Raw genomic sequence first — 12,944 nt, 5'->3', positions numbered from 1 at the left:
AACTGGCGCTGTGTGTGTCGAGTAGCCCGCCGGGGCGGGAGCCGGGAGGATGCCCGCATGGACATGCGGCCGCCGGACATCCGGCTGTCCTCGGCCCAGGGCCGGTGGGTGGTGCTCACCACCGTGCTCGGGTCCGGCATGGCGATGCTGGACTCCACCGTCGTCAACGTCGCCCTGCCCCGCATCGGCAGGGACCTGGACGCCGATCTGGCGGCCCTCCAGTGGACCGTGAACGCCTACATGCTGGCCCTGGCCGGGCTGATCCTGCTCGGCGGCGCGCTCGGGGACCGGTTCGGGCGGCGGAAGGTCTTCGTGGTCGGGGTCGTGTGGTTCGCGGTGGCCTCGCTGCTGTGCGGGCTGGCGCCGAACGCCGGAACCCTGATCGCCGCACGCGCCCTCCAGGGCGTCGGCGGAGCCCTCCTCACGCCCGGCTCCCTCGCGCTCATCCAGGCCTCTTTCCACCCCGACGACCGCGCCCGCGCCGTGGGCGTGTGGTCCGGGCTGGGCGGGGTGGGGGCGGCCGTCGGGCCCTTCCTGGGCGGGTGGCTGGTGGACGGGCCGGGCTGGCGCTGGGTGTTCCTGCTGAATGTGCCGCTGGCCGCGCTCTGCGTCCCGGTCGCGCTCAAGCACGTACCGGAGTCGAGTGATCCGCAGGCGCACGGCCGCTTCGACGTGCTCGGCGCGGGGCTCGCCGCGCTGTCCCTGGGGCTCGTCACGTACGCCCTGATCGCGGCGCCGGACGAGGGTCCTTCGGCGGTGGTGGTCGGCGCCGGGGCCGCCGGAGCCGTGCTCGGGACGCTCTTCCTGTACGTCGAGAAGCGGCGGCCCGATCCGATGATGCCGCTCACGCTCTTCGCGTCCCGGCAGTTCACCGCGATCAATGTCGTGACGCTGTGCGTGTACGCGGCGTTCAGCGGCTTCTTCTTCCTCACCGCGCTTCAGCTCCAGGTGGTGGTGGGTTACTCCGCGCTCCAGGCCGGCACGGCGCTGCTGCCCACGACCGTGCTGATGCTTTTCCTGTCCGCGAAGTCCGGGGAAGTGGCGCAGGTCGTCGGACCGCGCATTCCGCTGACCGTGGGACCGCTGCTGTGCGCCGCCGGGATGCTGCTGATGCTGCGCGTGGGGGAGGGATCGTCGTACGTCGCCGATGTGCTGCCCGCGATGCTGGTGATGGGCTCGGGCATGGTGACCCTGGTCGCGCCCCTCACCGCGACGGTGCTCGCCTCCGTGGCAACGGAGCGGGCCGGGCTGGCCAGTGGCATCAACAACGCGGCCGCGCGGGCGGCGGGCCTGATCGCGGTGGCGGGGCTGCCGCTGCTGGCGGGGATGGGTCCCGAGGCGTACCGGTCGGCGGCGGAGTTCGGGGAGACGTTCCGGCGGGCGATGCCGATGTGTGCGGGGGTGCTGGCGCTGGGGGCGGTGATCGCCTGGGTGACGGTGCGCAACCCCGGGGCCGGGGCCTGCGTACCGGAGTCCCGCGTCAACTGCCCGCTGAGCGCGCCGCCGCTGGAGGAGCCGGGCGGTTAGGGGGCGCTTTGCGGCTCCGCCGCGTGGGGGGCAAGCCCCAGCTCGGGAAGGGGCGGGTAGCGGAAAGGCTCCGCACCCCGCGCCCTCCGCGCCGCGCCCTACGTACCCGCCCGCCCCGCAGGGCAGGCAGACTGGGCCCATGGCCATCCACAAAGATCTGCTCGGGGGACCGCCCCCGACCCACCTGCCCGACGACCCGGAGCCGCGCGAGCTGCTCGCGAACGGTTCCGCGCCGACCGACGTCGCCGCGAAGTACCCCGTGTCCTCGCTCGCCTGGGCCCAGCTCGCCGACGAGGCGTTCGAGAACGGCCGGGTGATCGAGTCGTACGCCTACGCCCGCACCGGCTACCACCGCGGCCTCGACGCGCTGCGCCGCGCCGGCTGGAAGGGCCACGGTCCCGTGCCGTGGGACCACGAGCCGAACCGCGGCTTCCTGCGCGCGCTGCACGCGCTCGCCCGTGCCGCGCAGTCGATCGGTGAGCAGGAGGAGTACGAGCGCTGCTCGGCCTTCCTGCGGGACTCGTCCCCGGCGGCGGCCGACACCCTCGGCTGAACAGGGACAACAGCAGCGGAGGCCCGTGCCCGGTGGCGCGGGTCTCCCGCGTTTTCCGGCTACGTCTTATGATGCCGGGAAGGGACCGGGGCTCCATGGCCACAAGGAAGGGGCGGACCGCTACCTGGAAGTTCGTATCGAGGAGACAGCGATGTCGCAGCACCCCGATGCCCAGGCGGCAGGTTCGGACACCCCGAACCTCGACTTCGCGGGCACCACCCCCTACGAGGACTACGTCCAGGCGGATGTCCTCACCCACCTCCAGCACCCCCTCTCCGACGATCCCGGCGAGATGGTCTTCCTGGTGACGACCCAGGTCATGGAGCTGTGGTTCACCGTCATCGTCCACGAGTGGGAGACCGCCGCGAAGGCGCTCGGCGAGGACGACCTGCGGGTCGCGACGGACGCGCTCAAGCGCTCCCTGCGCCAGCTGGAGGCCCTCAACGCCTCCTGGCGGCCGCTCGCCCACCTCACCCCCGCCCAGTTCAACTCGTACCGCAGCGCGCTCGGCGAGGGCTCCGGGTTCCAGTCCGCGATGTACCGGCGGATGGAGTTCCTGCTCGGCGACAAGTCAGCCTCGATGCTCGTCCCGCACCGCGGAGCCCCGCGCGTGCACGCCGAGCTGGAGAAGGCGCTGCACGAGCCGAGCCTGTACGACGAGACGCTGCGGCTGCTCGCCCGGCGCGGCCTGCCCGTGCCCGCCGCCGTACTGGACCGCGACCTGTCGCAGAAGTACGAGCCCTCCGCCGAGGTCGAGGCGGTCTGGACCGAGCTCTACCAGGGCGACCAGAACTCCGAACTCGTCCGCCTCGGTGAGCTGCTGACCGACGTCGGCGAGCTGGTGTGGCGCTGGCGCAACGACCACCTCGTCGCGACCCGCCGCGCCATGGGCTCCAAGGTCGGCACCGGCGGCTCCGCCGGAGTCGCCTGGCTGGAGAAGCGGGCCACCAAGAACGTGTTCCCCGAGCTGTGGACGGCGCGCAGCCATGTCTGATGCCGCGAACGACCTTCAGCGGCGGGCCGCCGCGCTCGACTCCGCCGACCCGCTCGCGAAGCACCGCGAGCTGTTCGCGCTCGACGACGCCGAGACGGTGTATCTGGACGGGAACTCGCTCGGCGCCCTGCCCCGCCACGTCCCCGAGCGGATAGCCGACGTCATCACCCGCCAGTGGGGCGAGCTGCGCATCCGCTCCTGGGACGAGAGCGGATGGTGGACCGCGCCCGAGCGGATCGGTGACCGGATCGCGCCGCTCGTCGGCGCGGCCGCCGGTCAGGTCGTCGTCGGCGACTCGACCAGCGTCAACGTCTTCAAGGCGGTTGTGGGCGCGGCCCGGCTGGCGCCGGAGTCCAGGGACGAGATCCTCGTCGATGCCTCGACGTTCCCCACGGACGGTTACATCGCCGAGTCGGCGGCGCGGATGACTGGCCGGCGGCTCGTTCCCGTCGCGCCGGCCGACCTGCCGGCCGCCCTCGGTGCGCGTACCGCCGCCGTCCTCGTCAACCACGTCGACTACCGCACCGGCCGCCGCCACGACCTGCCCGGACTCACCGCCGCCGCCCACGAGGCGGGGGCCCTGGCCGTCTGGGACCTGTGCCACAGCGCGGGCGCGCTGCCGGTCGGGCTCGACACGCACGGCGTCGACTTCGCCGTCGGCTGTACGTACAAGTACCTGAACGGCGGGCCCGGCTCGCCCGCCTATCTGTACGTCGCCGAGCGCCACCAGGCCGCGTTCGACTCCCCACTGCCGGGCTGGAACTCGCACACCGACCCCTTCGGCATGACGCCCGGCTACGCCCCGGCGGACGGCGCGGCACGGGGCCGGGTCGGCACCCCCGACATCCTGTCGATGCTGGCGCTGGAGGCCGCGCTCGATGTGTGGGAGGGCGTGGAGGTCGAGGACGTACGCGAGAAGTCACTCGCTCTGACGGACTTCTTCCTGGAATGTGTGGACGCGTACGTCCCCCGGGGGCGGGTCACGTCGGTGACTCCGGCCGCACATGAGGAGCGCGGCAGTCAGGTCTCGCTGCGGTGCGAGGACGGCGCCGACGCGGGTGAGGTCATGCGGGAGCTGATCGCACGGGGTGTGGTGGGCGACTTCCGCCGCCCCGATGTGCTGCGTTTCGGCTTCACCCCGCTGTACGTCGGCTTCGCGGACGCGGAGCGGGCGGCGCGCGTGCTGGGTGAAGTCCTGCTCAAGTCCTGAGCGAGCCGCCGGGTCCTGCGCCGAGGCGCCGGGCAGGACCTGGCGGAACCGCAGGCCCGGGGGCTGGTAGCGTCCCGACAGCTAGATCAATTGGCGGTACGTACCGAAGGGTTGGTCCCCGCATGCCGGACTCCTCAGCCGAACGGGACGCTGTCGAGGCGGAGTCGGCCTTCTCCCATCCGGCCGTCGCGCCCGACGCCACTGCCGTGTACGGCGAACACCCCGACCAGGTGATCGACTTCTACGCGCCGCGCGACGGCCGGGACCGGGCCCCGCTGGTCGTGGTGCTGCACGGCGGCGCCTGGCGGGCCCAGTACGACCGGCAGCACATCTCGCCGTTCGCGGACTTCCTGGCCCGCCGGGGCTTCGCCGTCGCGAGCGTCGAGTACCGGCGGGGCGGCGGACCGGGCGGCGGCGAACTCCCGCAGCAGCGCGGCCCGGAGCCGGTAGCCGGACGCTGGCCGGAGACGTTCGACGACGTGGCCGCGGCGATGGACCTGCTCCCCGGTCTCGTACGGGAGGCGCTGCCCGGCGCCGACACGCGGCGCATCGTCCTCACGGGCCACTCGGCCGGCGGCCACCTCGCGCTGTGGGCGGCCGCCCGGCACGTACTGACCCCCGATTCGCCGTGGCACCTGCCGGCGGCGCCCGCGCTGCGCGGCGTCGTCGCGCTCGCGCCGATCGCGGACTTCGCGGTCGCGGACGAGCTGGGGGTGTGCGGGGGCGCGACCGCCCAGCTGCTCGGCGGCAAGGAGCACTTCGACGAACGCCGGCCGTACGCCGATCCGGCCGCGCTGCTGCCGACCGGTATCGCCACCGTCGTCGTGCAGGGCCGCACCGACATCGTCGTACCGCAGGCGGTCGCCGAGGCCTACACCGAAGCGGCGGCGAAGGCGGGCGAGCCGGCCTGGCTGACCCTGCTGGAGGACGTCGGGCACTTCCCGCTGATCGACCCGGCGGCGGACGCGTGCGCGGTGGTCGCGGAGGAGATCGAGCAGCTCGCGTACTGAGCAGGCAAGCCGATCGTTGCGGACAGAAGCTGTCCGCAAGGGCTCCTACGGTGGTGGAACAAGCCGAAGCGAAGGAGCCCGTAATGACGATTCTCGTGACCGGAGCGACAGGGACCGTGGGCCGCCAAGTGGTGGCCGAGCTGGTCCGCAGGGGCGAGCGGGTGCGGGCGCTGACCCGGGACCCGGCGAAGGCGGACCTCCCGGCCGGCGTCGAGACCGTACGCGGAGACCTGACCGACCCGACGACGCTGATTCCCGCGCTCGAAGGCGTCACGGGCCTGCACCTGATCACCTTCGACGGAGAGTACTTCGCGCCGCTGACCACGGGCCCCGAGATCGTCGCGCTGGCGGCGAAGGCGGGCGTACAGCGCATCACGGTCCTCAACGGGGGCGGACCGAGCCTGCTCCAGGACGCGGTCGAGGCCGGGGACATGGACTGGACGCTGGTGATGCCGGTCGAGTTCATGGCGAACGCGCTGGAGTGGGCGGAGGGGATCCGTACCGGGGACGAGGTGGCGGAGCCCTTCGTGGACCGGCTGAGCGCGATGGTCCACGAGGCGGACATCGGCGCGGTCGCGGCGGTGGCGCTGACGGAGGACGGGCATGCGGGGCGTACGTACCTGCTCACCGGTCCCGAGGCGCTGACCGTCCGCGACAAGGTCCGGATACTGGGGGCGGCGCGCGGCCGTGAGATCGCCCTGACCGAGCTGAGCGGGGCGCAGGCGACCGAGCGGTGGCAGCGGTCGGGGATGGACCGGGAGACCATCGACTTCCTGCTGGATGTGTACGGGAACACTCCGCCGGAGGGCCGCACCGTGGTGGACACGGTGCAGCGGGTCACCGGGCGCCCGGCGCGCACCTTCGCCGAGTGGGCGGCGGAGCACGCGGACATGTTCCGGACGCTGGGCTGACCTGGGGCGTACGTAGTACCTGGGACGGAGGCGGGAGGATCCCCAACGTGGCTGACGACCGCGGCCGTCCCTGCGCCTACCGTTTGGTACGTGACCGAAACCGAGAACCGCAGCCCTGAGCTACGCCTGGCCATGGGGGCCCTCAGCGGCCTCCGCAAGGACCTGATCGAGGGAATGCTGACCTACCGCCCGCTGCCGCGGATGCGAACGGACGGCCCCTTCCTCCGGAAGCTTCCGGCCCGGGTGAGGGAGTACGGGGGATGGGCGCCCCATGCGGCGGTGCTCGGCTTCGCCCTGCTGACTGTGCTGGCGGCGACCACGGTGGGGGCGAGCGGCTGGTTCTCCGGGGCCACGATGCTGCTGGTAGGTGCCATATCCGCCGTGCCGGTGGCGATGACCCTGTTCCGGCCGGTACTGGCGTGGTGGCTGTCGATCGCGGCCACGCTGGTGACGGCCGGCCTGGCGGGCGGCGGATACGGCGCCACGTTCCCGTGGATCGAGAGCGCCTTCGTCGGTCACCTCGTGGTGCTGGTCGTGGTGGCGGCCAGGACCCGGCCGCGCACGGCGGGCTGGATGTGGATCCTGACGCTGCTCTTCGGGCTCATGATGTCCGCCAACGGCTACAGGGAGACGGACAACACCGGCGCGATGGCCATGGTCTCCCTCTTCGCGCTGCTCGTCGTCACCGTGCTGCACATCCGCAGGGAGGCGAAGGAGGAGGTCACCGTCCAGCGGACCGTCACCGCCGTCGAGCGCGACCGGCGCACGTTGCTGGAGGAGCGGACGACGATCGCGCGGGAGCTGCACGACGTCGTCGCGCACCACATGTCGGTGGTCGCGATCCAGGCGGAGGCCGCCCCGTACCGGGTCGAGAACCCGCCGCCCGAGCTGGAGCAGGCGTTCGTGACGATCCGCGAGAACGCGGTGGCGGCGCTGACCGAGCTGCGGCGCGTACTGGGCGTCGTACGGGCGGAGGACTACGAGGCACCGGACGCCCCGCAGCCCACGCTCGCCGAGCTGGACGGGCTGGTCGCCAATGTCCGGGACGCGGGCCTGACGGTGGACAAGACGGTGACGGGTTCCGTGCGGGAGCTTCCGCAGGGCGTGGAGCTCTCGGCGTACCGGATCATCCAGGAGGCACTGAGCAACGCGCTGCGCCACGCGCCCGGTTCGACGGCGAAGGTGGAGGTGTCGTACGTACTGGGCGGCCTGGGCCTGCGGATCGTCAACACCGCGCCGCAGGGTCTGGCCAAGCCGTCGCCGGGGGCGGGGCACGGGATCACGGGGATGCGGGAGCGGGTGTCGATGCTGAACGGTGAGATGACGGCGGAGGCGACGCAGGACGGCGGCTACGAGGTGGCGGCGTTCATACCAGTGGCGCCGGCCGCACCCGTAGCGGCCCCGGAGTCGACCGCATGACCGCCCGGGACATCCGCGTACTGATCGTCGACGACCAGATCATGGTCCGCGAAGGCTTCACCGTCCTCCTCAACGCGATGCCGGAGATCGAGGTCGTCGGCGAGGCGGTGAACGGCCGCGAGGCGATCGCGCAGGTGGCGGCGCTGCGGCCGGACGTCGTACTGATGGACATCCGCATGCCGGAGCTGAACGGCATCGACGCGACCCGCGAGATCGTGGCCGCCGACGCGGACGCGAAGGTGCTGGTCCTGACGACGTTCGACCTGGACGAGTACGTCTACCAGGCGCTGCGGGCCGGCGCGTCGGGCTTCCTGCTCAAGGACGCGTCGGCGCGGCAGCTGGCGGACGGGGTGAGGGTGGTGGCGGCCGGGGAGGCGCTGCTGGCCCCGACGGTCACCAAGCGCCTGATCTCGGAGTTCTCGAAGCTGTCGGAGGCCCCGCGCCCGCCCGCGCTCGCCCAGATCGGCGACCTGACGGAGCGCGAGACGGAGGTGCTGGTGCTGATCGCCCAGGGCCTGTCGAACGCGGAGATCGCATCGCACCTGGTGGTGGCCGAGTCCACGATCAAGACGCATGTGAGCCGGGTGCTGGTGAAGCTGGGCCTGCGGGACCGGACGCAGGCGGCGGTGTTCGCGTATGAGGCGCGGCTGGTTACGCCGGGGTAGCCGATCGCTCACGTGGGTGATCAGGGAGGGAAGCCGACTTGAACGGGCCTGGGCGTGGCCACACTGGTGTCCGCACAGAAGGGGGTGCACCATGACGGTTATGGCAGAGCGCACGGTTCAGATTCCGGTCGAGGAGTTCGAGAGGATCGCCGCACTCGTCGAGAGTGAAACCGATGCCGTCAGGTTCGAGTTCATCGACGGACGGATCGGGATCAAGGGCATGACGGACGGGGCTCACGGGGCGATCACTATGTGGCTGGTACGCCTGTGCATGCAGGCACGGCCCGAACTGGATCTCAACCCGACCCAGGGTCTCAAGGTCGAGGAGTACCGCAAAGGCCGGGCCCGTCCCGACGGGGTGCTCGCACCCGTCGACCACTTTGACGGGCAGGGGGACTGGGGTGACCCCGAGGGCGTGCTCATGACGGTCGAGATCACGTCGTACGACTCCGACACCGACCGACGGGACCGGCAGGAGAAGCCCCCCGCCTACGCCGCCGCCGGAATTCCGGTACACCTGTTGATCGACCGTGACGCCTGCACCGTCACTGTTTTCAGCGAGCCGGACCCGGACGGCGGAGGCTATCGCGACAATCACACCGTGAGATTCGGAGCGAAGATCACTCTCCCGGATCCCGTGGGCATCGAACTCGACACCGAGCGCTTGAAGAAGTACGTCCGCTAGCGTCTCCTTATGGCAGAGACGTTCGATCCCTGGTCGCCCTCCTTCGTCGCCGACCCGTACCCCGCCTACGCCGAGTTGCGCGCCCGTGGCCGCGCCCACTGGTACGAGCCGACGCGGCAGTGGCTGATCCCGCACCACGCCGATGTCTCGGCCCTGCTGCGCGACCGCCGCCTCGGCCGTACGTACCTTCACCGCTTCACGCACGAGGAGTTCGACCGTACGCCGCCGGCGCCCGGGCACGAGCCGTTCCACGTCCTGAACGACCACGGCATGCTGGACCTCGAAGCCCCGGACCACACCCGCATCCGGCGGCTGGTCTCCAAGGCTTTCACCCCGCGTACGGTCGAACAGCTGGCGCCCACCGTGCGGCGGCTGGCGGCGGAGCTGGTCGGGGCGTTCGTCGCGGAGGGCGGCGGTGACCTCCTGTCCGCCGTCGCGGAACCGCTCCCGGTCGCCGTGATCGCGGAGATGCTCGGCATCCCGGAATCGGACCGGGCGCTGCTCCGCCCCTGGTCGGCGGACATCTGCGGGATGTACGAGCTGAACCCGCCGGAGGAGACGGCGCGGCGGGCGGTGCGGGCGTCGGTGGAATTCTCTTCCTACTTGAGGGAGTTGATCGCCGTACGCCGCAAGAGCCCGGCCCAGGACCTGATCTCGGCGCTGATCGCCGCGCACGACGAGGGCGGTGACCGGCTCAGCGAGCAGGAGATGATCTCGACCTGCGTGCTGCTGCTGAACGCGGGGCACGAGGCGACGGTGAACACGACGGCCAATGGCTGGCGGACGCTGCTGCGCCATCCGGAGCAGCTGGCGGCGCTGCGCGCGGAGCACGGGCTTCTTTCCACCGCCGTGGAGGAGTTGATGCGCTACGACACTCCGTTGCAGCTCTTCGAGCGGTGGGTGCTGGACGACATCGAGGTCGGCGGGACGGTGATCCGGCGCGGCTCGGAGGTGGCGTTGCTGTTCGGTTCGGCGAACCGGGATCCGGCGGCTTTCGCCCGCCCCGACGAGTTGGACCTCTCCCGGTCCGACAACCCGCATGTGTCGCTGGGGGCGGGCATCCACTACTGCTTGGGGGCGCCGCTGGCCCGGCTGGAACTGGCGGCTTCGTTCGGGGAGTTGCTGCGGCAGGCTCCGGGGCTGCGGCTTGCGGCGGACCCACCGGAGTGGAAGCCGGGCTTCGTGATCCGGGGACTGCGGGAGTTGCGCGTCGAGATCTGACCCCGGCCGCGGGGTGGGCAACGCCTGCGGCGGGCTTTCCCCTACCCGCCCCTTCCCGCTGTGACATCCCAGCCGAGCGGCGACAGCCACGTCAGCACCGACGAGCCGTCGTTCGTCGCGGAGTCGCCCGCCGCCCGCAGGACGAAGGCCGCGCCCAGCACCCCGGCGGTCAGACCCTTCGCGAGCCGCGCGCTTTCGAGCTCTGGTACGAGACCTTCACCTGCCGCGACCAGGTTCTGAGCCGGTGGGAGAAGGTCCCGCGGGACGGCGCCGAGATGTTGGGCCCGGACACGTCGGCGGGCGCGCGGGCGGCCGGGACGGCGGCGTTCTTCGAGTTCCTGCAGAAGGAGCTGCAGCAGCTGCTGGAGCGGTGGAAGGAGCACCGGGCCACGCTGGATCTCACGTAACCCGGTGCTGGGCGGGAGGGCTCAGGCCGGCAGCATCAGCGACCACGCCCCCGGCCGTACCGTCCACGTCCGCCTGCGCACCGGGCCCGCCACCAGCGCGTCCGCCCGGTACCGGAAGTCCGGGCCCGACACCGTCACCGCGTGCGCCTCGACCCGTACCTGCTCACCGCCCTGCGGGCGGATCACCACCTCGGCGCGCCCGGCGCGCGAGCACACCGACACGTCCTCCACCGGCCGGTCCAGGTCGTTGAGCAGGACCCCGTCCGCCTCGACCCGCAGCCGGTACGTACGGACGAGCGGCGGCGGCGCCCATTGCGGCGCGGGCCGCACCAGCGTGCGTACCAGCGAACGGCACGTACCCCAGACGGACGCGGCGGCGGCGGCCGGCGACGGCGCGGCCGGGATCCGCAGGGCGCCCAGCACCACCCCGTCGCTGTCGTCCACCAGCAGATCCAGCCGCCGTACGACTCCCTCCAGGACCGCACGGGCCGCCGCCACCGCCCCTATCGGCACGCCGAGCGCCTGGGCGATGTCCACGGACGCCCCCACCGGGACCAGCGCGAGCGCCCCGGCGCCCAGTTCCCTTTCCCGGTGCAGCAGGGCCACCGCGCGCAGCAGCGCCCGGTCGTCGCCGACGACCACGGGGCGGCGACTGCCCCGGCGGGCAAGGGCCCGCGCGAATTCTTCCGGCCCCTCGGGGAGGCAGATTCTTACGTTGGCGCCGGCGCACAGGACGTCCTTGGCGATACGTACGGACTCGCCGTCCGTACGCCTGGCGACCGGGTCGATGACCACCAGCAGCGGCTGCGTGGTGATCGCGGTGGGCTCAGGAGCCTCTGGAGCCGACACCTCGGTCCTTCCTCGGGTAGCATCTTTGTGCAAGAGCCCCTTGCGCTATTGCGCCAGGGGCTTCGTCTATTCCGGGGCAACCGGTCCGACGGCTCAGTATCAGGTGTACGCCGTACGTACGCCCCCTGACCTTGGACATGCCCCGCCCGGAAGGGGTGTACGCCTGTGCCCGCACTTGTGCTGCTCGGTGCTCAGTGGGGTGACGAAGGCAAGGGAAAGGCCACCGACCTGCTCGGTGGATCCGTTGACTATGTAGTGCGCTATCAGGGCGGCAACAACGCCGGCCACACGGTCGTCGTAGGCGACCAGAAGTACGCGCTGCATCTTCTCCCTTCCGGAATCCTCTCGCCTGAGTGCACGCCGGTCATCGGTAACGGCGTCGTCATCGACCCGTCGGTCCTGCTCTCCGAGCTGAGCGGTCTGAACGAGCGAGGCGTCGACACGTCCAAGCTCCTGATCAGCGGCAACGCCCACGTCATCACGACGTACAACGTCACGGTCGACAAGGTGACGGAACGCTTCCTCGGCAAGCGCAAGATCGGCACCACGGGCCGGGGTATCGGCCCGACGTACGCGGACAAGATCAACCGGACCGGCATCCGCGTGCAGGATCTCTACGACGAGTCGATCCTGACCCAAAAGGTCGAGGCGGCTCTGGAGATCAAGAATCAGCTGCTCACGAAGCTCTACAACCGCCGCGCGATCGAGGCCGGCCAGATCGTCGAAGAGCTGCTGACGCACGGCGAGAACATCAAGCAGTACGTCGCCGACACGACGCTGATCCTCAACAACGCGCTCGACGAGGACAAGGTCGTCCTTTTCGAGGGTGGCCAGGGCACGCTGCTCGACGTGGACCATGGCACCTACCCGTTCGTCACGTCGTCGAACCCGACCGCCGGCGGTGCCTGCACGGGCACGGGCGTGGGGCCGACGAAGATCAGCCGGGTCATCGGCATCCTCAAGGCGTACACGACGCGCGTCGGCGCCGGTCCGTTCCCGACGGAGCTGTTCGACGAGGACGGCGAGGCGCTGCGCCGCATCGGTGGCGAGCGCGGTGTCACCACCGGCCGTGACCGGCGCTGCGGCTGGTTCGACGCGCCGATCGCCCGCTACGCGACGCGGGTCAACGGTCTGACGGACTTCTTCCTCACGAAGCTGGACGTGCTGACCGGCTGGGAGCAGATCCCGGTGTGCGTGGCGTACGAGATCGACGGCAAGCGCGTCGAGGAGCTCCCGTACAGCCAGACCGACTTCCACCACGCGAAGCCGGTGTACGAGAACTTCCCCGGCTGGTCCGAGGACATCTCCAAGGCCAAGACCTTCGACGAGCTTCCCAAGAACGCCAAGGCGTACGTGAAGGCTCTGGAGGAGATGTCGGGCGCGCCGATCTCGGCGATCGGTGTCGGTCCCGGCCGCACCGAGACGATCGAGATCAACTCGTTCATCTAGTCGGCCTGCGGGCCCCTGGCTGTGCGACCGGAGGGCCGTGGCGT

At 71.3% G+C, this 12,944-nt stretch carries 13 protein-coding genes; 11 read left to right on the top strand and 2 right to left on the bottom strand.

The window, feature by feature from the left end:
* Positions 1–57: 57 nt before the first annotated feature.
* The 10 genes from AC1P0E_RS15530 to AC1P0E_RS15485 all read left to right on the top strand — a co-directional run bounded on the left by AC1P0E_RS15530 (position 58) and on the right by AC1P0E_RS15485 (position 10,195).
* The gene (locus AC1P0E_RS15530; protein WP_482742749.1) at positions 58–1,527 is read left to right on the top strand and encodes an MFS transporter; all 1,470 of its coding nucleotides are present in this window, start codon (positions 58–60) and stop codon (positions 1,525–1,527) included.
* A gap of 139 nt (positions 1,528–1,666) precedes the next feature.
* Positions 1,667–2,080, top strand: a complete 414-nt coding sequence (locus tag AC1P0E_RS15525; protein ID WP_482742748.1) for a DUF3151 domain-containing protein — start codon at positions 1,667–1,669, stop codon at positions 2,078–2,080.
* Between the two features lie 151 nt (positions 2,081–2,231).
* Complete coding sequence (locus AC1P0E_RS15520; protein WP_482742747.1) at positions 2,232–3,074, top strand: tryptophan 2,3-dioxygenase family protein; 843 nt, start codon at positions 2,232–2,234, stop codon at positions 3,072–3,074.
* Positions 3,067–4,284 carry a kynureninase gene (gene kynU, locus AC1P0E_RS15515; protein ID WP_482742746.1) on the top strand — a complete coding sequence of 406 codons (1,218 nt, stop codon included), beginning with the start codon at positions 3,067–3,069 and terminating at the stop codon, positions 4,282–4,284. The genes AC1P0E_RS15520 and kynU overlap by 8 nt, the downstream gene beginning before the upstream one ends.
* 122 nt (positions 4,285–4,406) lie before the next feature.
* Positions 4,407–5,294, top strand: coding sequence for an alpha/beta hydrolase (locus tag AC1P0E_RS15510; RefSeq protein WP_482742745.1), 888 nt, complete (start codon positions 4,407–4,409; stop codon positions 5,292–5,294).
* An 83-nt stretch (positions 5,295–5,377) separates the two neighbouring features.
* Positions 5,378–6,205, top strand: a complete 828-nt coding sequence (locus AC1P0E_RS15505) for an NmrA family NAD(P)-binding protein (RefSeq protein WP_482742744.1) — start codon at positions 5,378–5,380, stop codon at positions 6,203–6,205.
* 132 nt (positions 6,206–6,337) lie between these two features.
* Positions 6,338–7,624: a sensor histidine kinase gene (locus AC1P0E_RS15500; protein WP_482745769.1), complete on the top strand. Its 1,287-nt coding sequence runs from the start codon at positions 6,338–6,340 to the stop codon at positions 7,622–7,624.
* Positions 7,621–8,289, top strand: a complete 669-nt coding sequence (locus tag AC1P0E_RS15495) for a response regulator (RefSeq protein ID WP_482742743.1) — start codon at positions 7,621–7,623, stop codon at positions 8,287–8,289. Before AC1P0E_RS15500 ends, AC1P0E_RS15495 begins: the two co-directional genes overlap by 4 nt.
* A gap of 91 nt (positions 8,290–8,380) precedes the next feature.
* Positions 8,381–8,974 carry a Uma2 family endonuclease gene (locus tag AC1P0E_RS15490; RefSeq protein ID WP_482742742.1) on the top strand — a complete coding sequence of 198 codons (594 nt, stop codon included), beginning with the start codon at positions 8,381–8,383 and terminating at the stop codon, positions 8,972–8,974.
* A gap of 9 nt (positions 8,975–8,983) precedes the next feature.
* On the top strand, positions 8,984–10,195 hold the full coding sequence (locus AC1P0E_RS15485) for a cytochrome P450 (protein ID WP_482742741.1): 1,212 nt from the start codon (positions 8,984–8,986) through the stop codon (positions 10,193–10,195).
* Between the two features lie 41 nt (positions 10,196–10,236).
* Here AC1P0E_RS15485 and AC1P0E_RS15480 read toward each other — a convergent pair whose 3' ends face one another.
* Positions 10,237–10,578 carry a hypothetical protein gene (locus AC1P0E_RS15480; RefSeq protein WP_482745980.1) on the bottom strand — a complete coding sequence of 114 codons (342 nt, stop codon included), beginning with the start codon at positions 10,576–10,578 and terminating at the stop codon, positions 10,237–10,239.
* 45 nt (positions 10,579–10,623) lie between these two features.
* Positions 10,624–11,451, bottom strand: a complete 828-nt coding sequence (locus AC1P0E_RS15475; RefSeq protein WP_482742740.1) for a diacylglycerol kinase catalytic domain-containing protein — start codon at positions 11,449–11,451, stop codon at positions 10,624–10,626.
* Between the two features lie 165 nt (positions 11,452–11,616).
* Between AC1P0E_RS15475 and AC1P0E_RS15470 the strand changes: the two genes are divergently transcribed.
* The gene (locus tag AC1P0E_RS15470) at positions 11,617–12,900 is read left to right on the top strand and encodes an adenylosuccinate synthase (protein ID WP_451506994.1); all 1,284 of its coding nucleotides are present in this window, start codon (positions 11,617–11,619) and stop codon (positions 12,898–12,900) included.
* Positions 12,901–12,944 lie beyond the last annotated feature (44 nt).

It is taken from the genome of Streptomyces sp. TRD_SC_5 (assembly GCF_056836825.1).
This window is presented reverse-complemented; position numbering and strand designations above follow the sequence as displayed.